The 17,826-nt window shown below is 70.6% G+C and carries 19 protein-coding genes; 9 read left to right on the top strand and 10 right to left on the bottom strand.

Annotated elements, in window-relative coordinates:
* Positions 1-13: 13 nt before the first annotated feature.
* Complete coding sequence (locus ACODSY_RS00600; RefSeq protein ID WP_488949685.1) at positions 14-1,798, top strand: autotransporter domain-containing protein; 1,785 nt, start codon at positions 14-16, stop codon at positions 1,796-1,798.
* 3 nt (positions 1,799-1,801) lie between these two features.
* Here the strand turns inward: ACODSY_RS00600 and ACODSY_RS00595 are convergent, their stop codons facing one another.
* Positions 1,802-3,118 carry an ATP-binding protein gene (locus ACODSY_RS00595; protein WP_488949684.1) on the bottom strand — a complete coding sequence of 439 codons (1,317 nt, stop codon included), beginning with the start codon at positions 3,116-3,118 and terminating at the stop codon, positions 1,802-1,804.
* Positions 3,118-3,840: a response regulator gene (locus ACODSY_RS00590; protein ID WP_488949683.1), complete on the bottom strand. Its 723-nt coding sequence runs from the start codon at positions 3,838-3,840 to the stop codon at positions 3,118-3,120. The genes ACODSY_RS00595 and ACODSY_RS00590 overlap by 1 nt, the downstream gene beginning before the upstream one ends.
* Positions 3,841-3,992: 152 nt before the next feature.
* Here ACODSY_RS00590 and ACODSY_RS00585 point away from each other — a divergent pair, with 152 nt between their 5' ends.
* Entirely contained in the window at positions 3,993-4,385 is a 393-nt protein-coding gene (locus tag ACODSY_RS00585; RefSeq protein WP_488949681.1) for a hypothetical protein, read from the top strand.
* Between the two features lies 1 nt (position 4,386).
* Positions 4,387-4,809, top strand: coding sequence for an EF-hand domain-containing protein (locus ACODSY_RS00580; RefSeq protein WP_488949680.1), 423 nt, complete (start codon positions 4,387-4,389; stop codon positions 4,807-4,809).
* Positions 4,810-4,822: 13 nt separating this feature from the next.
* On the opposite strand, the gene ACODSY_RS00575 is transcribed toward ACODSY_RS00580, so the two are convergent.
* Positions 4,823-5,809, bottom strand: a complete 987-nt coding sequence (locus ACODSY_RS00575) for a 2-hydroxyacid dehydrogenase (protein ID WP_488949679.1) — start codon at positions 5,807-5,809, stop codon at positions 4,823-4,825.
* A gap of 139 nt (positions 5,810-5,948) precedes the next feature.
* On the opposite strand from ACODSY_RS00575, the gene ACODSY_RS00570 reads away from it, so the two are divergent.
* The 5 genes from ACODSY_RS00570 (at position 5,949) to ACODSY_RS00550 (ending at position 9,435) form a co-directional block, all read left to right on the top strand.
* Entirely contained in the window at positions 5,949-6,437 is a 489-nt protein-coding gene (locus tag ACODSY_RS00570) for an SH3 domain-containing protein (RefSeq protein WP_488949678.1), read from the top strand.
* A 57-nt stretch (positions 6,438-6,494) separates the two neighbouring features.
* Positions 6,495-7,022 carry a 3-hydroxyacyl-[acyl-carrier-protein] dehydratase FabA gene (gene fabA, locus ACODSY_RS00565; protein ID WP_488949677.1) on the top strand — a complete coding sequence of 176 codons (528 nt, stop codon included), beginning with the start codon at positions 6,495-6,497 and terminating at the stop codon, positions 7,020-7,022.
* A 41-nt stretch (positions 7,023-7,063) separates the two neighbouring features.
* Positions 7,064-8,275, top strand: coding sequence for a beta-ketoacyl-ACP synthase I (fabB, locus tag ACODSY_RS00560; RefSeq protein WP_488949676.1), 1,212 nt, complete (start codon positions 7,064-7,066; stop codon positions 8,273-8,275).
* Between the two features lie 4 nt (positions 8,276-8,279).
* Positions 8,280-8,465, top strand: coding sequence for an oxidoreductase-like domain-containing protein (locus ACODSY_RS00555; RefSeq protein WP_488949675.1), 186 nt, complete (start codon positions 8,280-8,282; stop codon positions 8,463-8,465).
* A gap of 148 nt (positions 8,466-8,613) precedes the next feature.
* Complete coding sequence (locus ACODSY_RS00550; RefSeq protein WP_488949674.1) at positions 8,614-9,435, top strand: enoyl-ACP reductase FabI; 822 nt, start codon at positions 8,614-8,616, stop codon at positions 9,433-9,435.
* Here ACODSY_RS00550 and ACODSY_RS00545 read toward each other — a convergent pair.
* The 4 genes from ACODSY_RS00545 to ACODSY_RS00530 all read right to left on the bottom strand — a co-directional run bounded on the left by ACODSY_RS00545 (position 9,432) and on the right by ACODSY_RS00530 (position 14,624).
* Positions 9,432-11,210, bottom strand: a complete 1,779-nt coding sequence (locus ACODSY_RS00545) for a WD40 repeat domain-containing protein (protein ID WP_488949673.1) — start codon at positions 11,208-11,210, stop codon at positions 9,432-9,434. The genes ACODSY_RS00550 and ACODSY_RS00545 overlap by 4 nt on opposite strands.
* Before the next feature lie 67 nt (positions 11,211-11,277).
* On the bottom strand, positions 11,278-11,886 hold the full coding sequence (locus ACODSY_RS00540) for a TetR/AcrR family transcriptional regulator (RefSeq protein ID WP_488949672.1): 609 nt from the start codon (positions 11,884-11,886) through the stop codon (positions 11,278-11,280).
* A gap of 1 nt (position 11,887) precedes the next feature.
* On the bottom strand, positions 11,888-13,513 hold the full coding sequence (locus ACODSY_RS00535) for a DHA2 family efflux MFS transporter permease subunit (protein WP_488949671.1): 1,626 nt from the start codon (positions 13,511-13,513) through the stop codon (positions 11,888-11,890).
* A 4-nt stretch (positions 13,514-13,517) separates the two neighbouring features.
* A complete protein-coding gene (locus ACODSY_RS00530) occupies positions 13,518-14,624 on the bottom strand; it encodes an HlyD family secretion protein (RefSeq protein ID WP_488949669.1) in 1,107 nt (368 codons plus the stop codon).
* Between the two features lie 159 nt (positions 14,625-14,783).
* Between ACODSY_RS00530 and ACODSY_RS00525 the strand changes: the two genes are divergently transcribed.
* Positions 14,784-16,031 carry a UbiH/UbiF/VisC/COQ6 family ubiquinone biosynthesis hydroxylase gene (locus tag ACODSY_RS00525; protein WP_488949668.1) on the top strand — a complete coding sequence of 416 codons (1,248 nt, stop codon included), beginning with the start codon at positions 14,784-14,786 and terminating at the stop codon, positions 16,029-16,031.
* On the opposite strand, the gene ACODSY_RS00520 is transcribed toward ACODSY_RS00525, so the two are convergent.
* The 3 genes from ACODSY_RS00520 to ACODSY_RS00510 are packed head-to-tail and all read right to left on the bottom strand — an operon-like array spanning position 16,032 to position 17,823.
* Entirely contained in the window at positions 16,032-16,238 is a 207-nt protein-coding gene (locus ACODSY_RS00520) for a Trm112 family protein (RefSeq protein WP_488949667.1), read from the bottom strand.
* Positions 16,239-16,247: 9 nt separating this feature from the next.
* On the bottom strand, positions 16,248-16,901 hold the full coding sequence (locus ACODSY_RS00515; protein ID WP_488949666.1) for an LON peptidase substrate-binding domain-containing protein: 654 nt from the start codon (positions 16,899-16,901) through the stop codon (positions 16,248-16,250).
* A gap of 13 nt (positions 16,902-16,914) precedes the next feature.
* Positions 16,915-17,823 (bottom strand): tetratricopeptide repeat protein, encoded by a 909-nt coding sequence (locus ACODSY_RS00510; RefSeq protein WP_488949664.1) that lies wholly within the window; start codon positions 17,821-17,823, stop codon positions 16,915-16,917.
* Between the last annotated feature and the right edge of the window lie 3 nt (positions 17,824-17,826).

The following is a 17,826-nucleotide window of genomic DNA, read 5'->3' as shown; positions in this document are numbered from 1 at the left end:
GAGGAGCCTTTCCATGTCCCCGTTCCGCCCGTTCCGAAGCCGCCTCCTTTGCGCCGCCGCTGTGCTTGTTATCGCCTCGCCGGCCGCGGCCCAGGAGGCCTCGCCCTTCGGCCGCGTGATCGTCTTCGGCGACAGCATCTCCGATGGCGGCGCCTACGCCGATCGGGCTCCGGCCGGAGCTGGCTCGTTCACCACCAATCCGGACCCCGTCTGGGTGGAGAACATCGCCGCGGGCCTCGGCCTCGGCCTTGCGCCGCGCGCGGCCGGCGGGACCAACTACGCCGAGGGCGGCGCCCGGGTGACCGAGGCCCGGCCGAATGCGCCCGGCGACCTCAGCCGCACGCCGGTGGTCCGGCAGGTGGACGCCTGGCTGGGCGGCGGGGGCGCCTTCGGATCCGGCGACCTGGTGATCATCCAGGGGGGCGGCAACGACGTGTTCGCCACGCAGACCAATGGGCTGGACTTCACGGCCGCCGACCTCGCGGTGCTGGACCGCGCGGCGCGCGACCTCGCGGGCCAGGTCCAGCGGATCGCGGCCGCGGGCGAGGCGACGATCGTCACGGTCAGCGTCCCGCGCTTCGAGCCGTTCAACCAGTACTACCGGCCGGCCCTCGCGGCGGCCGGGACCAACGTGCTGTACGTCGACATCGCCCGACTGATCGGCGAGATCGAGACCAACCCGGGCGAGTTCGGCATCACCAACACCACCGACCGGGCCTGCCGGGGGCGCGGCGTGGAATCGTTCACCTGCCTGCCGGCCGACTATGTGACCCCGGACGCCAATCGCACCTACCTGTTCGCCGACGGCGTGCACTTCACCGGGATCGTCCACGAGATCGAAGGCGACGCCGTGCTTGCCGCGCTGAGGGCTCCGCGCCAGGTGGGTCAGCTTCCCCTTGCGGCGCAGGCCGCGCTGGAGGCCAGCCAGGGCGGGCTCGTCCGCGTCGCCGGATCGGACGGCGGGCGATCCGGCGGCTGGACCGCGTTCGGATGGGTCGAGGGCGTCGGATTCGACCTCGACGCCGCGCCGCGCGCCGCGGGCCTGGACGCCGACCTGGCAGGCGCGACGATGGGCGCGCTTCGTGTGGTGAGACCCGGGCTCAGCGTCGGCGGCGCCCTGGCGTGGAGCGAGACCGATGGCGACTTCGGTGCGGACACCGGAGGCTTCAAGATGCGCGCGGCGACCGTCACCGCCTTCGCGCGGCTGGACGCCGGCCGCTTCGACCTGACCGCGCAGGCCGCCTACGGCGACCTCGCCTTCGACGATGTCGAGCGTCGCGTGGCCCTGGGCCCCGCGGAGCGCATCGAGAGCGGGGACACGCACGGCCGGATGTGGTCGGCGCGCGCAGAGGCCGGGTTCAGCGCCGCGCTCGGCCCGCTCACGGCGCGCCCTCTGGCCGGGCTGCGCTACCAGCGCGTCGACGTGGAGGCCTATGCCGAGGCCGGCGCGCGCTCGACCCAGATCACCTTCGGCGACCAGCAGGTCGAAGCGCTCCTGGCCTCGGCCGGCGTGGAGTTTGGCTGGGCGGGCGCCGGCGTCGCTCGGCCGTTCGTGCGGGTGACCTACGAGGCGGACCTCCTGGACGACGGGCGGACCCTCAGCCTGACGCCGAGCGGCGCGCCGGTGACCTTCACCACCGAGGCCTACCGCCCTGACGACAGCTACGTGGCCTACGCCGCCGGCGTGACGGCCGAGCTGCGGCCGGGCCTGGAGGCGACGGCGCAGGCGTCGGGCGCGGTCGGGCGGGGCGGCATGGACAGCCTGGGCGTCCGCTTCGGGCTCCGTGGCCGGTTCTGAACCTCAGCCCGCTGGGAGCCGGATCGTGGCGCGGAGCCCGCCCTCGGACCGGTTCTCCAGCATGAGGCTCCCGCCCTGGCTTTCGGCCAGCGCCGCGACAATGGCCAAGCCCAGGCCGGCGCCGCCGCCGCCGCGACCCCTGGACGGCTCCAGCCGCTCGAACGGCCGGGTCAGTCGCTCGAGGGCGTCGGCGGGCGCCCCGGGGCCGTTGTCCTCGACCGAGATCGCGATCCCCTGGTCTTCCCGCCGGACGCGCAGCGTGGCCGAGCCGCCATATCGCACCGCGTTGTCGACCAGGTTGTCCAGCATGCGGCGCAGGGCGAGCGGCGAGGCCCGGGCAGCCAGGCGCGCCCCTGGCTCGGTGGCGTCGCGCACGGGCTGGTCCTGCTCGTGACGCCGGGCGGCCAGGGCGGCCAGTTCCTCGCGCACGTCCACCGACCGAGCGTCGCCGGCGGCCTGGGTAGCGTCTCGGGCGAAAAGCATGGCGTCGTCGACCAGCTGGCCCATCTCGTCCAGGTCGGCGATGGCGCGAGCCTGCTGATCCGGGTCCGAGATGAACTCGGCGCGCAGGCGCAGGCGGGTGAGATAGGTGCGCAGGTCGTGGGCGATGGCGGCCAGCATCCGGGTGCGGTCGTCCAGCAAGTCGCGCACCCGAGACCTGAGGTCGTTGAGCGCGGACGCGAGCGCGCGAACCTCGCGCACTCCCTTCTCCGGAAGGTCCGGTGCGCGGACGTCGTCGGCGATGCCGCGGGCGGCGCTCGCCAGCGCGCCCACGGGCCGGATGGTCCGCAGGCTGACGAGGAGCACGCCCAGCATGACCGTCAGCGCCGCGAAGGCGAAGACATAGGCCCGATCGGTGACCCGCTGCACGAGCGTCTGAGACCGCTGCACGATCATCACCTCGCCGGTTCGCAGGCGCACCAAGAGGCGAATCCGGCCGCCCTCCGCCCCTTCCGCCCGGCGCACTTGGACGCGAAACGGCCGCTCTTGCAGAGCGTCGCCATAGCGGTCGAACAGGCGGGCCAGCCGAGGGGCCCGCTGGTTTCCCGCGCCGCGCGGCTCCAGAGGGAAGGCAGGGACCACCTCCACCGACATCGGCCCGCGGTTGAGAGCGTCGACGACCAGTGGGCGCACGTCGGGGGGCGACGCCTCCAGGGCGCGCGCCATGGCGGCGGCGTCACGGGGCGGGGGCAGACGGAAGACCAGCGGCCGTCCGTCCGGCCAGACGACCACGGCCGCCACGGCGATCTGCAGCAGGATCAGTCCGGCCGCCATCACCAGGGCCAGCCGCAGCGCCAGGCTGTCGCGCAGCCTGGGCATCACGCCCGGGTGACGGGCAAGGCGAACAGGTAACCGCCGCCTCGGATCGTGCGCACCATGCTGGGCTGGCGGAAGTCGTCGCCCAGCTTGCGGCGCAGCCGGCTGAGCTGGACGTCGATCGTGCGGTCGAAAGGCATCGCGTCGCGGCCACGCGTCCAGTCCAGCAGCTGCTCGCGGCTCAGCACCCGTTGCGGATGGGTGATGAAGGCCATCAGCAGGTCGAACTCGCCGCCTGTCAGTTCGACGTCCTGGCCCCGCGGATCGATCAGCCGGCGGGCCGGCGCGTCCAGGCTCCAGCCGCCGAAGCGGTAGGTCTCGCGGGGCATCGGGCGGGCGGTGCTGTGCGCATCGCGGGTCCGCCGAAGCACGGCGCGGACCCGGGCGATCAGCTCCCGGGGGTTGAACGGCTTGGCGACATAGTCGTCGGCGCCGAGCTCGAGGCCCAGGATCCGGTCGATGTCGTCGCCCTTGGCGGTGACCATGATCACCGGCGTCGCCACCGGCGCATTGCGCAGGCGCCGGCAGACCGACAGACCGTCCTCGCCTGGCAACATGAGGTCGAGGAGGACCAGGTCGACACGCCGCCGCTCCATGACGCGGTCGAGTTCCTCGGCGCGCGCGCAGCCGGCCACCTCGAACCCCTCGCGGGTCAGCAGACCATCCACCAGCAGGCGGATCTCGGGGTCGTCCTCGACGACGGCGATGAGGGTGCTCTCGGACATGGCGCGCTCGCCGACTAGTTCGCAGACGGGGCGCCGTCGCGGAAGCGGCAATCGGCGGCTGTTACACTTCGTCACGAACGGGCGCCGCCGAGTCATGGGCCGGCCAGACCCCTGGGTGAGAACGGTCGCCGTCAACCACGGAGTTCCTCCCCATGCGCACACCCATCCTTCTCGCCTGCGCGGCGCTGACCCTGGTCGCCTCGACCGCCGAGGCCGCGGGCAGCCGTAGCGGTTCCCGGTCGGTCCAAGGCCGGTTCGGCCACGGCTATGTGGCCAGCGGCTCGGTGAACTGGGGCGACGGCGCCGTCACGCGCCAGGGCCAGCGGACCTTCAACAACGGCAAGAGCCAGTCCGGCTGGCGCACGCTGTACCGCACCGACGACGGCTACGCCCGGTCGTTCGGGGCCTCGGGCTCGGGCGGCCGCTCGGTCACCGGGGGCCGGGATGTTTCGTTCGGCGAGGACAGCATCACCGTCGACCGCTCGCTGACGACGGGCGCAGGCGAGACCTATTCCCGCTCGCGCACCTGGCCGAGGCCCGACTGAGATGCGCATCCCCTATCACCTGGCCGCACTGATCGCCGGCGCGGCCGTCGCGGCGCCCGCGGCGGCGCGGGACCGCCCCGACCCTATGGACATGCTGGCCCAGGCCGACTCCAACCGGGACGGGACGGTCACTCGCGCCGAGTTCATCGACGCCCGCCGGGCGCGATTTGCGAAGATGGACCGTGACGGCGACGGCTATTTCTCCGACGGCGACCTGCCGCGCCTGGTTCGCAAGCGGGCCGGCGAGAAGATCGACCGTGCGACGCAGGGCTTCGACGCCAACCGGGACGGCCGCCTCAGCCGCGACGAGTTCGTGAACGGTCCGGCCCGGTTGTTCGACCTCGGCGACGCGAACCACGACGGCCGGATCGACCGGGGCGAGATGGACCGACTGCGAGCGCTGATCGCGTCGCGGCGGGGCTGAGGCGGCGACGCCGCTAGAGCATCTGCGGCAGGACGCGGTCGGGCGGCCGGTGGCCGTCCATCCAGGTCTTGATGTTGATGATCACCTTCTCGCCCATGTCGACGCGGGCCTCGACGGTGGCCGACGCCATGTGGGGCAGCAGCACAACGTTCGGCATCTTGAGCAGTTTCGGATTGATCCGCGGCTCATGCTCGAAGACGTCGAGGCCCGCGCCGGCGATCTTGCCTTCCGACAGCAGCTCGGTGAGCGCCTGCTCGTCGATGATGCTGCCGCGGGCCGTGTTGATCACGATGGCGTGCGGCTGCAGCAGCTTCAGGCGTCGCGCCGACAGCAGGTGGAAGCTGGCGGGGGTGGCCGGGGTGTGCACCGAGACGATGTCCACCCGCGCCAGCATCTGGTCCAGGCTGTCCCAGTAGGTCGCTTCCAGCTCGTCCGACACCAGGTGACTGACCGGCTTGCGGTTGTGGTAGTGGATCTGCAGGCCAAAGGCCTTGGCGCGTCGGGCGACGGCTGAGCCGATTCGACCCATGCCGATGATCCCCAGCCGCTTGCCGGTGATGCGCCGGCCCAGCATCCAGGTGGGCGCCCAGCCGGTGAATTCGCCGGCCTGCACCGCATTGGCCCCCTCGATCATCCGGCGCAGCGTGGCCATCATCAGGGCCAGGGTCAGGTCGGCCGTGTCCTCGGTCAGCACGCCCGGCGTATTGGTGACGATGATCCCGCGCGCATTGGCCGCGGCTACGTCGATGTGGTCGACGCCCGCGCCGAAGTTGGCGATCAGCTTCAGGCGCTCGCCGGCCTTCTCGATCAGGGCCGCGTCGATCTTGTCGGTGATCGTGCAGGCGAGCACCTCGCAGCGACCGGCCGCCTCGAGGAGCGCCTTGCGCGCCATCGGCTCGTCCGAGACGTTGAGTTCGGTGTCGAACAGCTCGCGCATCCGGGTCTCGACCGAGTCCGGCAGTTTGCGGGTGACGATGACTTTCGGCTTGCGGGCGGCCATGTGCCTACGGGAAAAAGGTGTGTTTCCTGCGCCGGTCGCGGCGCATCGATTTGCGGAACCCTTAGCAAAGGGGCCCCGCACGGCCAAGGCGAGGCCGTCCTTCAAGGGTTGCGGATTGCGGTTCAGGTCCAGGCAGAGGTTGGCGGCGGTCCTCGCGGTCCTGGCGTTGTCGGCGCCCGCAATCGCGTTTGGGGCCGAGCGCCAGACCCCGTCCGGCCTGCCCGTCCCGCGCTATGTGACGCTCAAGTTCGGCAAGGTGAACGCCCGCTCGGGCCCTGGCGACGATCATCGCCTGCTGTGGGTCTACAACACCCGCGGCCTGCCCGTGCAGGTGGTGGCCGAAACGGCCGAGTGGCGCCGCGTGTGCGACCCCGAAGGCGGCATGGCCTGGGTGCACAAGCGGGTGACCGATGGCCGCCGCGCGGTGATCAACACCCTCAACCGTCCGGCGCCGCTGCTGCGCAAGCCCAAAGCCGGCGCGGAACCGGGCGCCTTCCTCAACGTTCGCGCCATGGCCAGCCTGGTGCGCTGCGAGAAGGGTTGGTGCAAGGTGAAGGCCGACGGCGCATCCGGGTGGGTGCGCCAGGGAACGCTCTGGGGCACGTCCGACGCCCTGCAATGTCGTTGAGGCGGTCGGTCGCCCTGTGGTAGGGCCGGCCCCTCCTGAAGAACTAAGGCTCCTCGAATGACCGACGTGGCGACCCGCCCCTCCAGCTATACGCTCGAAGAGCTCCTGGCGTGTGGGCGCGGCGAGATGTTCGGGCCGGGCAACGCCCAGTTGCCGGCGCCGCCGATGCTGATGTTCGACCGGATCACCGAGATCAACGCCACCGGCGGGTCGCACGGCAAGGGCTATGTCGAGGCCGAGCTGGATATCCACGACGACCTCTGGTTCTTCGCCTGCCACTTCATCAACGACCCGGTGATGCCGGGCTGCCTGGGCCTCGACGCCATGTGGCAGCTGGTGGGCTTCTACCTGGGATGGGCCGGCGCGCCGGGCCGCGGCCGCGCGTTGGGCGTCGGCGAAGTGAAGTTCACGGGCCAGGTGACGCCGAAGGTCAAGAAGGTCACCTACAAGATCGACCTGAAGCGCGTGATCATGCGCAAACTCGTGATGGGCGTGGGCGACGGGGTGCTTCTGGCGGACGGAAAGCCCATCTATGAGGCCAGCGACCTTCGGGTGGGCCTCTTCAAGCCTGAAGATTTGGCCTGAAGACCTGGCCTGAGCCAGGCGGCAGTGGAGGAGACAGTCTGATGCGGCGCGTGGCCGTCACCGGGATGGGAATCGTCTCATCCATCGGCAACAACACCAACGAGGTGCTGGCGTCGCTTCGCGAGGCCAAGTCCGGTATTTCGGCGGCGCCCGAATACGCCGAGCTGGGTTTTCGCTGCCAGGTGCATGCGAAGCCCGACATCGACTGGGAGTCCATGGTCGACCGCCGCGCCGCGCGGTTCCTGGCCCAGGGGACGGCCTATGGCCACATCGCCATGGAGCAGGCGATCGCGGACTCGGGCCTCGAGGAGAACGAAGTCTCCCACGAGCGCACCGGCCTGATCGTCGGCGCGGGCGGCCCGTCCACCAAGGTGATCGTCGAAGCGGCCGCCACGGCCCGCGAGCGTGGCCCCAAGCGGGTCGGTCCCTTCGCGGTGCCCAAGGCGATGAGCTCGGGCGCCTCGGCGACCCTGGCCACCTGGTTCAAGATCCGCGGCCTGAACTTCTCGATCAGCTCGGCCTGCGCCACCTCGGCCCACTGCATCGGCGTCGGCTACGAGCAGATCCTGATGGGCAAGCAGGATGTCGTCTTCGCAGGCGGCGTGGAGGAACTGGACTGGACGCTCAGCGTCATGTTCGACGCCATGGGCGCGATGAGTTCGAACTTCAACGACCGGCCGGCCGTCGCCAGCCGCGCCTACGACCGCGATCGCGACGGCTTCGTGATCGCCGGCGGCGCGGGCGTGGTGGTGCTGGAGGAGATGGAGCGGGCCAAGGCGCGCGGGGCGAAGATTTACGGCGAGATCGTCGGCTACGCGGCCAACTCCGACGGCTACGACATGGTCGCCCCCTCGGGCGAAGGCGCCGCGCGTTGCATGAAGCTGGCCATGTCCACCATCGGCGACCGCACCATCGACTACCTGAACCCGCACGGCACCTCGACGCCGGTGGGCGACCAGAAGGAGATGGAGGCGGTGCGCGCCGTGTTCGGCGACAAGGCCCCGCTGATCTCCTCCACCAAGAGCCTGACCGGCCACAGCCTGGGCGCGGCCGGGGCCCAGGAGGCGATCTACAGCCTGCTGATGCTGAACAACGGCTTCGTCGCCGAGAGCGCCCACATCGAGAACCTGGACCCGGCCTTCGCCGACCTGCCCATCGTGCGTAAGCGCGAGGACCGACAGCTCGAGACGGTGATGAGCAACAGCTTCGGGTTCGGCGGCACGAACGGCTGCCTGGTGATGGCGCGGGCCTGAGCGGGTGGCCGATCCGGCCTATCCGCGCCCGCCCGACAAGCCGCAGGACTACGAGTGCTGCCAGCGGGGCTGTTGCCCCTGCATCTTCGACTACTACTACGACGCCCTGGAGCGCTGGGAGACGCGCGTCCGGGCGATGGGCGGCGACCCGGCCGAGGTGATGGCGGGTCAAAAGTCCCTCCCTCAATGAGAAGGGACAGATCGCGAAGCGATCAGGGTGGGAGCCGTTGATCCTCGCCGAGCCCGGCGCGTTGACCCACACTTCGCCACCCTGGCCGCTGGCGCGGCCTGTCCCTCCCCATTAAGGGAGGGAGACAAACGGATGGGAGAACCGCCAAGTGGCCGACGATTATCAGATGCCGACCGGAACCCTGATGAAGGGCAAGCGGGGCGTCATCACCGGGGTCGCCAACCACCAGTCGATCGCCTGGGGCATCGCCAGCCAGCTGGCCGCCCAAGGCGCCGAGCTCGCGTTCCTGCATCTGCCCGGCATGGAGCGGCGGGTGACGCCGCTGGCCGAGAGCGTGGGCGCCACGCTGATCGCCCCGGCGGATGTGACCGACGACGCCTCGATGGACGAAGCCTTCGCCGCGGTGGCCAAGACCTTCGGCCAGATCGACTTCTTCCTCCACGCCATCGCCTTCGCCAACAAGGACGAGCTGAAGGGCAGCTTCGTGGACAACACGACCCGCGAGGGTTTCCTGCGGGCGATGAACATCTCGGCGTTCAGCTTCGTCGACTGCGCCCGCCGCGCGGCGGCCCTGATGCCGGAGACGGGGGGGTCGATCGTCACGCTCACCTACATGGGCTCGGAGCGCGCGATCCCGAACTACAACACCATGGGCGTGGCCAAGGCCGCGCTGGAGGCGGCCACCCGCTACGCGGCGCGCGACCTGGGGCCGAAGGGCATCCGGGTGAACGCCCTGTCGCCCGGCGCCATGAAGACCTTGTCGCTGGCCGGGATCTCGGGCGGACGCGCATTGTTGGGCAAGGGCCGCTCGTTCTCGGCCATGAAGGAAGACACCTCGATGGAAGGTGTGGCCGGCGCGGCCCTGTGGCTGCTGTCCGACCTGGGTAGGTCCACCACCGGCGAGGTCGTCCACGTGGACGCCGGCTTCCACATCATGGGCTTCTCGGACGACGAGGGCGCCGAAGGCTAGCGCGGCTTCGCGGTTCCCAGGGCCTTGAGCTGCTCCTGATAGGCGGCCTGGTCGCGCTGGTACTGTTCCTGGGCGGCCTTCACGCGCGCGGCCTCGGCCTCGTAGGCCGCCTTGTCGCGCTCGAACTTCTCGGCCGCCGCCTTGTAGGCCGCCTCCTTGGCCGCGTAGGCGTCGGCCGCCGCCTTGTTGCGGGCGTCCACCGCCGCGGCGCGGGCGGCCACCTCTTCGTTGAGCTTGCGCGCCTGTTCGGCCTGGGCGGCGTCCGGCTCGGGTTGCGGCGCCGCCGGCGTCGCGGCTGGGGCCGGCTTCGGCGGCGCCGGACTGGTCGCGGGCTTCGCGGGGCCCGCCGGCTTGGCGGCGGGAGTGGGCCTGGCGGGCGCGGGCGAAACCGTGGCGCCGACGCCCTTGGGCGCCTTCAGGGGCGCGCCGGTCGCCGCATCCCAGAGGCGGGCCGTGCCATCCTCGGACCCGGACGCAACCACCCTTCCATCCGGCGAGAAAGCGACCGCCAGGGCCCGCTTCGTATGGCCCGACATCTGGGCGAGCGGTTGCCCGGTGGTGGCGTCCCAGACGGTGACGGACTTGTCCATGGCGCCGCTGACGACCCGGCGACCGTCGGGCGAGAAGGCCACGTCGTCGATTCGGCCGGAGCCGAAGTGGGCGAGCTGGCGGCCGGTCGCCACGTCCCAGACGGCCACGCCGTCGTCTCCCCCCGTCGCCAGGCGAGCACCGTCCGGAGAGAACTCGGCGGCCACGTTGTCGCGCGGCGCATTGATCGTCACGACGGCGCGGCCCGAGGCCAGGTCCCACACCCGGATCTCGAGTCCCGGCTTGTCGCCCAGCGTCACCGCGCGGCGCCCGTCCGGGGAGAAGACGGTATCATCCAGCGCGTGGGTGCGCGGGTCCATCAGGGTGACCTTGCGGACCAGGCTCGCGTCCATCGGATCGAGCTGCCAGACCACCCAGCCGCCGCGTGGATCGTCGTAGAGTTCCTGCGCGCCGTTGGCGAAGAGGCCCGCGGTGGTGAAAGCGAGGTCGCTCAGCAACGCCTTGTGCAGGTTCTCGCCCAGCTTCTGGCCGCTGCGGGCGTCCCACATGATGACCCGCTGACTGTCGCCGCCCGTGATCCGCGTGCCGTCGGGGGACCAGGCGATGCTGTAGGGGGTGGGGGACAGGCCGGTGAGTGTGCGGACGAGCCGGCCGGTGCGCACGTCCCAGACCATGACCGCGCCGTCGCCGTAGCTGAGCGTCGCCACTTGGCGGCTGTCGGGCGAAAAGGCCAGGTCGCTGACATAGCGGTTGTTCTGCAGGACGATCCCGTCGCCGCCGCCTTCGCCAACAGGCTCGTTCTTCAGGATGTTCAGGAGCACGGGCGTGTCGCTGTTGCAGGCCCAGGCGTTGTTCCAGGTGACGCTGCCGTTGCTCCGCTTCGACGCCTCGCGCTGCGCGATGGCGTCGGCCTCGGGGCGCGTCCGCGCGACGCCCCAACCGTAGGCGTCGCCCTCCTTGGCGTCGACCGTGCGATAGGCCCCGCAGCCGGCGCCGGACCATACCAGCACCACCGTGCCGTTCCCGCCCCGCTTACGGGCCTCGTCCAGCGCTCGGCGCTCGGCGTCGGCGCGGCTGGGCTGGTCGAAGCTGAACCCGAAGGCGAACCCCTTGGCCCGGTCGACCGCGAGGGCCCCGAACTTGGGCGTCGTGGTCTGGGCCACGGCCGGGTCTACCAGGACCGCCGCCGCCGCCAACGCGCCCGACACCCAAAGTTTCACGCTCACGAACGCGCCCCCCGACACATGGCCCGCAGCTTAGCATCGGCGGCCAAGCCTGTCTGTCGCCCTGCGGCTAGGGCGCGTAGGCCCGCATGAACCGCGCGGCGGCCTCGCGCGCCACGTTATCGACGTCGTCCTCGGTAAGCTCGATGGGGACGCCCAGCAGCAAGGGAGTCTGGTAGCGGCCGAGCACCATCCCCGCGAAGAACTCCGCCGCCTGCAGCGGGTCGGGCGTGCGCAGGCGCCCCGCGGCGGTTTCCAGGCGCAGGAATTCCGCGAGACGCAGCCGGCTGGCCCTCGGCCCGGCTTCGTAGATCGCCAGGGCGACATCGGGCATGCTGGCCGAGGCCTGCATGGCCATCTTGTAGATCGCCATGCTTCGCGGGTTCAGCACCGCGCGCATGAGCAGGCGCGCATAGCCGGCCAGGGCCTCCGCCGGGTTTTCGATCGCGCCCGGCGCCTGGAGCACGTCGGCGACCTCGTGGGCCCGGCGCTCGGACATCGCCCGCGCCAGCTCCGCCTTTGAGCCGTAGTGGTTGTAGATCGTCTGCTTCGACACGCAGGCGCGCCGGGCGATTTCGGTCAGGGGAGCGCCCAGGCCCCGTTCGCTCATCACCTCGATGGCGGCGTCCAGGATGGCTTCGTTCTTCGAGACGTCGATCTGGCCGGCGATGCGCGGCATGTCAGTGACCCCCGCCTTGCGGCGGACCGCCCATGGCCGGGCCGGGCCGGGCGAAGAAGGCCAGGCCGACGGCGAACCAGCACCCGAGCGCCAGGACCGCGAAGGCGTCGCCGAAGCTCAGCACCGCGGCCTGCCGGTGCATCATCAGGCTCATGGCCTTGCGCGCCGTGCCCTCGGGGTCGGCCAGGCCACCCTCGGTCATCATCGCGGTGAGGCCGTCCATCATCCCGGTGCTGGCGGCATTCGCCGTGCTGGCGGCGCTCGCCAGGTCCATGTAGTGCACCGCGCCCTGGTGGCTGAGGATGGTGGTGAGCACCGCCAAGCCGATCGCGCCGGCGACGTTCCGGATCAGGTTTATCAGTCCCGAGGCGTCCTTCATCATCGTCACCGGCAGCGAGGCGACGCTCATCTGCTGGGCGGCGATCATCGCGATCATGGTGCCTAGGCCGCGCGCCACCTGCAGAAGGAAGAACTCGTTGAAGCCCCATTCGTCGGTGACGCGCACCCCAAGCTGAATGGCCCATGCGGCCATGGCGAAGCCGCCGATCATGGCGATCCGCGCATCCATCATCCGCACGAAACGCCCGGCGATGGGCGCCGACAGGAACATGGTCAGGCCGGACACCAGCATGGTGTTGCCCACCTCGGCCGACGAGAAACCGCGCACCTGTCCGAGGAAGATCGGCATGAGGAACGTGCCGCCGAACAGGCTGACCCCCGTCACGAAGGTCATGACGATGCCCAGGGTGAAGTTCCGGTCGCGGAACGGCGCGAGGGACACGATCGGCTGCCAGTAGGTGAGCTGGCGCCAGATGAAGGCGACACCGGTGAGGAAGGCCGTCACCGCCAGCCACAGGATGGTCGGATCGTCGAACCACCCCTCGCTGTTGCCCTCTTCCAGCACGTACTGCATCGACAGCAGGAAGACCGTCATCAGGCCCAGACCCCACCAGTCGATGCCCTTGGACAGGCTGGGGTCGCCCTTGTCGAAGTTGGCGTAGCGGCCGACGAGGAAGATGACGAGAACCCCCACCGGGATGTTGATGAAGAACAGCCAGCGCCAGCTCAGCAGGTCGGTCAGGTGGCCGCCCAGGGTGGGGCCGATGGTCGACGAGAGCGTGACGATCAGGCCGACGATGACGTTGGCGGTCAGCCGCTTCTCGGGCGGGAACACCGTCATGGCCGTCGCGAACACCGGCGGGATCATGGCGCCGGCGAACAGGCCCTGAAGCGCCCGGAACACGATCATCATCGCCACCGAGGACGAGAGGCCCACCGCGACCGACGTGAAGATGAAGCCGACCACCGCGATCACATAGAACGACCGCGTGCCCCACATCTTCGTCAGGTAGGCCGTGAGGGGCATGATCACGACCTCGGCCAAGAGGTAGATCGTCTGGACCCAGCTGATCTCGTCCGCAGTGGCCCCGATCCCCGACTGGATCTGCACAAGCGAACTGGCGACGATCTGGATATCCAGCATCGCCATGAACTGGCCGATGACCATCCCGCCGAAGCCGAGGAACACCTTGGTCCAGTTCACCTCGGCGCCGTCGGCGCCCAGCATGACCGGGGCGTGAGCCGGGCGCGGCCGGCCGGCTTCGGCGGGGAGGGCGGCGTCGGTCACGGGCTCAGTCCTGCGCGCCTCGCCGGGCGAACTGGGCGGGGGAGCCGCCGCTCTCGGCGAACGACACGCCGGTGTGCTGGGTGACGTCCACCTTCACCTTCAGCGACAGGCCCGGGCGCAGTCCGCCCGCCAACTTCTGGTTCCGATCGATCTTGATCCGCACCGGCAGGCGCTGGGTGATCTTGGTGAAGTTGCCGACCGCGTTCTCGACTGGGATCAGCGCGAACTCCGCGCCGGTCGCCGGGGCGAAGCTGGCGACCGTCCCCTTGATGACCTCCTTGCCGAAGGCGTCGGCATGGATCTCCACGGGCTGGCCGATGCGCAGCCGGGCCACCTGAGTTTCCTTGAAGTTGGCGACCACATAGGCGTCGGCCAGCGGCACGAGGCTCATCAAGGCGCCGCCAGGGCGGACGTACTGGCCCACCCGCACCGCGCGCGCACCCACGACGCCCGCGATGGGCGCGCGGATCTCGGTGCGGGAGAGGTCGATGCGCGTCTGCTCGGCCGCGGCGCGGGCCGCGGCGGCCTGGGCCACGCTCTGGTCCCGGGCCGAACCCAGCGACTGGGCGGCGCGGTGCTCGGCCTCGAGGGCGGCGCGGGCCTGGCCGACGCCGGCCGCAGCCTGCTCCTGAGCCGTGCGCGCGGTTTGCGCGCGCTGGGACGACACCCAGCCCTGCTTGGCCAGCGCGCCATATCGGTTCATCTCGCTGTCCGCCCACTTGGCCTGGGCGTGCGCGCTATCCAGCGCGGCGGCCCTTTGGGCGATCATGGCCTGTTCCAGCCGGGCCTTGTCATCGACGGCGCTCACGGCCGCCTCCAGCGCCTGGGCGTTGGCTTCGGCCTGGGCGAGCCGCGCCCTGATGGTCGCGGGGTCGATCCGCACCAGCACCTGGCCGGGGCGCACCGGCTGGTTGTCGTCGACCAGCACTTCGGCGACGTAGCCGTCCACCAGGGGGGCGATGGTCACCTTGTCAGCGGCCACGAAGGCGTTGTCGGTGGTCTCGTACTTCTGACGGTCGACCCACCAGATCCCGCCGCCGACGGCGACGGCCGCGGCGGCCAGCGCCCCCGCGGCTATGGGTACGACACGACCTTTCGGCATACCGGCCATTCGACGAACGCCCTTCGAATGAAAGATGGACGGCGCCGTCCATCCTAAAGATCGCTGATATGGCCGGCCGAAGTTAGCCGCAAGTGAAGATTGGACGTCCTGGTCCATCTATTGCCGCGACGGCTGGACGCACGCCTGCGTTCGTGGCCTATCGCGGCCATGAGCCAGGACTACGACGTCATCATCGCGGGCGCCGGGATTGCCGGGGCGACGCTGGCCTTGTCGCTGGCGCGGGCGGGCCTGCGGCCGGTGCTGATCGACCCCGTCGCCTTCGATAGTCAGACGGCGCCGACGTTCGATGGCCGCGCCTCTGCCATCGCCTACGCCGCCTTCCGCCAGTGGCGCGCTCTGGGCTTGGCCGAGGGGCTGGAGCCGCACGCCCAACGCATCGAGCAGATCCTGGTGACCGACTCCACCACGCCGGGCGCGGCGGCGGGACGCGCTCTTCCGTTCTTCCTGCGGTTCGATTCCGCCGAGATCGCCGACCGGTCCGACGGGGAGCCATTGGGCTACCTGCTCGAGAACCGTCACATCCGCGCGGCGCTGGCCGCCGCCGTCACCGCGGCGGCGATCGAGGTGCTTGCGCCCGCCCGGGTGGCCAAGGCCACGTTCGGACCGCGCGCCGCCGAAGTCGCCCTGGCCGATGGTCGCGTGCTGGCCGCGCCCCTGGCCGTGGGCGCCGAGGGCCGTGGGTCGGTGATCCGCACCGAGGCCGGGATCGGGGCCATCGGCTGGGACTATCGCCAGACCGGCGTTGTGGCGACCGTGCGCATGGAGCGCCCGCACCAGGGCGTGGCGCACGAGTTCTTCCTGCCGGGCGGACCGTTCGCGATCCTGCCGCTCACGGGCAACCGCGCCAGCCTGGTCTGGACCGAGAGCACGCGGCGCGGCGCGGCGCTGAAGACCGCGCGACCCGAAATCTTCCAGGCGCACCTCGAACGCCGGTTCGGCGATTTCCTCGGAGGCCTGACGGTCGAAGGCCCGGTCTTCACCTACCCGCTCAGCCTGCAACTCGCCGAGCGGTTCGCCGCGCCGCGCGTTGCGCTGCTAGGGGACGCCGCCCACGGCGTGCACCCGATCGCGGGCCAGGGGTTGAACCTTGGCCTCAAAGGCGCCGCGGCCCTGGCGGAGGTCCTGGTGGACGCCTTGCGCGTGGGGGAAGACATCGGCTCGGAGGTGGTGCTCGAACGCTATGCCGCGTGGCGTCGCTTCGACACCGTGACGCTGTCAGCCGGCATGGACGCCTTCGTCCGCCTGTTTTCCAACGACAATCCGCTCCTGCGGCTTGCGCGCGGCGCGGGCATGGCGGCGGTCAATCGCGTCGCGCCGGCAAGGCGGTTCTTCATGCACGAGGCCGGCGGCGCGGTGGGCGACCTGCCCCGCCTGCTGAGGGGCGAGGCGCTCTAGCTATTCGCCCTCGCCCAACTCCCGGGCTTCTTCCGGCAGCATGATCGGCACGCCGTCGCGGATGGGATACGCGAGGCGGGCGCCTTTGCTGACGAGCTCGCCCTTCGTGCGATCGTAGGTCAGCGGGCCGCGGGTCACCGGGCAGACCAGGATCTCGAGCAGGCGCGGATCGACGTCGACGGCGTAGCCGGGTTGGGGATCGCTCATGGCGTCCCTCTACTGCAGCGGATGGGGCTCGTCATCCGACTCCGAGCCGTCGATCTCGAGCAGCGTCGTCAGCACGTCGAAACGGCCGGCCAGGTCCGGGGCCTCGAGCAGCGCCTGCTTCTCGGCGGGCTCGAAGGGCAGGCCCATGCAGAGGCTGTTCACGAGCGCCTCCAGCGGGGCCTCGCGGGCGGTATCCCAATCGATATCCAGCTCGCGGCGGTTCAGGTAGCGCTTGAGCGCGGCGGCGAAGCGGTTGCGGGCGTCGTCGCTCGCCTCGGCCTCCTCGTCGTCCAGATCCTCACGGAACCGTTCGTAGGAGGCGCGCACCTGGCGGTAGGGCAGGCGCAGGTCGAGCTCCTCCCCCGCATCGAAGCGACATACCCCCGTCAGGGTGATCAAATAGCGGCCATCCGAGGTCTCGGCGTAGCTGGTGATCCGGCCCAGGCAACCCACGTCGGACAGGATGGGCCGCGCCCGGCTGCCGCCGCGGGTCTGGATCATGCCGATGACGCGGTCGCCGGCCATCGCGTCGTCCACCATGTTGAGGTAGCGGGGCTCGAAGATCTGCAGCGGTAGCTCGCCGCCCGGCAGCAGCAGCGCGCCGTCCAGCGGGAAGACCGGGATCAGCTGCGGCAAGTCTGAGAGCTGGCGATACGACGCCATGCGGCTCCTTCTCTCAACTGAACAGGATGGACGACAGCTTGCGGCGGCCCTGCTTGGCGACGTCGGACATTGGCCCGGCGGCCTCGAAGATCGTCAGCAACTGCTTGCGCGCCGCCTGGTCGTTCCATTCGCGGTCGCGGCCGATGCTCTCGATAAGCTGGTCGACGGCCTCGTGCATCTGGCCTGCGGCCGCGAGGGCCTTCGCGTATTCCAGCCGGGCTTCGTGGTCGTCGGCGTCGGCCAGGATACGAGCCTCGAACTCGGCGGTCTCGGATGGCGCCTGGTCGGCGAGCGCCAGCGCGGCGCGCACCGCATCGATATCGGGGTCCTTGGCGTCGGGCGGCGCCATCTCCAGAACCTCGCGGGCCTGGTCGAGGTCGCCCGCCTGCTGCAGCACGCGCGCCATGCCGCCGATCGCCTTCACATTAGCCGGGTCCATCTGCAGCGCCTGGGCGTAGGCCTGGGCGGCCCCGCCAGGGTCGCCGAGTTCGAGCGACTCCTTCGCCATCGCCAGCAGTTCGTCCACCGGCGAAACGCCCGCGCCTTGCTTGGCCAGGCGATCGACGAATTGCTTCACCTGGCTTTCGGGCAGTGCGCCCATGAAACCGTCGACGGGTCGGCCGTCCACGAAGGCGAAGACGGCCGGGATCGACTGTACCCGCAGTTGGCCCGCGTAGGCGGGATTCGCGTCGATATCGACCTTGACCAGCTTCACGGCGCCCTTGGCGGCCGTCACGGCCTTCTCCAGCGCCGGGCCCAGCTGGCGGCACGGGCCACACCAGGTGGCCCAGAAATCGACGATCACCGGCTGGATCTTCGAGGCTTCGACGACATCGGCGATGAAGCTCGCGTCGGTGGCGTCCTTGATCAGGTCGCTGGGCGGCGCGCCGGCGGCGCCATGGGTTTCCCCGATGAGGGTCATATC

The sequence above is a fragment of the Phenylobacterium sp. FG114 genome, from assembly GCF_057809855.1.
This window is presented reverse-complemented; position numbering and strand designations above follow the sequence as displayed.

Excerpts from the sequence above, each read along its gene's own strand:
- ACODSY_RS00600 (WP_488949685.1), top strand. The coding sequence starts at position 14 with ATGTCCCCGTTCCGCCCGTTCCGAAGCCGCCTCCTTTGCGCCGCCGCT.
- ACODSY_RS00595 (WP_488949684.1), bottom strand. The coding sequence starts at position 3,118 with ATGCCCAGGCTGCGCGACAGCCTGGCGCTGCGGCTGGCCCTGGTGATG.
- ACODSY_RS00590 (WP_488949683.1), bottom strand. The coding sequence starts at position 3,840 with ATGTCCGAGAGCACCCTCATCGCCGTCGTCGAGGACGACCCCGAGATC.
- ACODSY_RS00585 (WP_488949681.1), top strand. The coding sequence starts at position 3,993 with ATGCGCACACCCATCCTTCTCGCCTGCGCGGCGCTGACCCTGGTCGCC.
- ACODSY_RS00580 (WP_488949680.1), top strand. The coding sequence starts at position 4,387 with ATGCGCATCCCCTATCACCTGGCCGCACTGATCGCCGGCGCGGCCGTC.
- ACODSY_RS00575 (WP_488949679.1), bottom strand. The coding sequence starts at position 5,809 with ATGGCCGCCCGCAAGCCGAAAGTCATCGTCACCCGCAAACTGCCGGAC.
- fabA (WP_488949677.1), top strand. The coding sequence starts at position 6,495 with ATGACCGACGTGGCGACCCGCCCCTCCAGCTATACGCTCGAAGAGCTC.
- fabB (WP_488949676.1), top strand. The coding sequence starts at position 7,064 with ATGCGGCGCGTGGCCGTCACCGGGATGGGAATCGTCTCATCCATCGGC.
- ACODSY_RS00540 (WP_488949672.1), bottom strand. The coding sequence starts at position 11,886 with ATGCCGCGCATCGCCGGCCAGATCGACGTCTCGAAGAACGAAGCCATC.
- ACODSY_RS00530 (WP_488949669.1), bottom strand. The coding sequence starts at position 14,624 with ATGGCCGGTATGCCGAAAGGTCGTGTCGTACCCATAGCCGCGGGGGCG.
- ACODSY_RS00525 (WP_488949668.1), top strand. The coding sequence starts at position 14,784 with ATGAGCCAGGACTACGACGTCATCATCGCGGGCGCCGGGATTGCCGGG.
- ACODSY_RS00520 (WP_488949667.1), bottom strand. The coding sequence starts at position 16,238 with ATGAGCGATCCCCAACCCGGCTACGCCGTCGACGTCGATCCGCGCCTG.
- ACODSY_RS00515 (WP_488949666.1), bottom strand. The coding sequence starts at position 16,901 with ATGGCGTCGTATCGCCAGCTCTCAGACTTGCCGCAGCTGATCCCGGTC.
- ACODSY_RS00510 (WP_488949664.1), bottom strand. The coding sequence starts at position 17,823 with ATGACCCTCATCGGGGAAACCCATGGCGCCGCCGGCGCGCCGCCCAGC.